This window comes from Aminobacter sp. P4_D5 (genome assembly GCF_056401815.1).
Genome location: NZ_JBFUIP010001077.1, coordinates 1 through 587, shown reverse-complemented (window position 1 = coordinate 587; position 587 = coordinate 1). Strand labels below are relative to the sequence as shown.

At 65.6% G+C, this 587-nt stretch carries 1 pseudogene; it reads left to right on the top strand.

The features are described from left to right. Nucleotides 1-314 precede the first annotated feature (314 nt). Nucleotides 315-587 (top strand): annotated as a pseudogene (locus AC1DWF_RS36750) (hypothetical protein); the annotation flags it as partial.

Sequence of the window (587 nt, the reverse complement as noted above, 5' to 3'; positions counted from 1 at the left end):
GCGCCGGACGCCTACCGCAGCTCTGGCAGGCCAATGGCGGCGCGCCACAGCCCTCCATCGGCTTCCTCGGCTTCGATGCCGGCACGCCCGCCGGAGCCTCGCGACCGGCGACCTCGACGGCCTCCGGCATTCGCCGCGGCCGGAGCTGATCGGAAACACGCTCGCGTTAACGGATAGGTAAGGACTCCAGCGCAGATTGTGGGGGCCGGTGCGGTGTTGTGCCGCTTCGGTTCCGATCCACAAAATGTGCGAGAGGCTCCTTTGGTGATGTGCTCTGTCCCGGGTTCCGGCCGGGTCTTGCGCGGGTCGATGCCATGAGCGGCCGGTCTCTGCGCGAGACGCCGATCACGGCGTCGCTTCGTTCGTGTCGTGCGTATTTTGGTGTGGTGGGGATGTTCTCCGGCGTGGTGAACGTGCTTCAGCTCACGGTGTCGATCTACATGATGCAGGTGTTCGACCGTGTGCTGGCGACGCGCAACCTGGACACTCTGCTGTACCTCACCCTGCTGGCCTGCTTCGCGCTGGTGATCCTCTCCATCCTGGAGTTCTGCCGCTGCGTGGTGATGCAGCGCGTCGCCACCTGGATC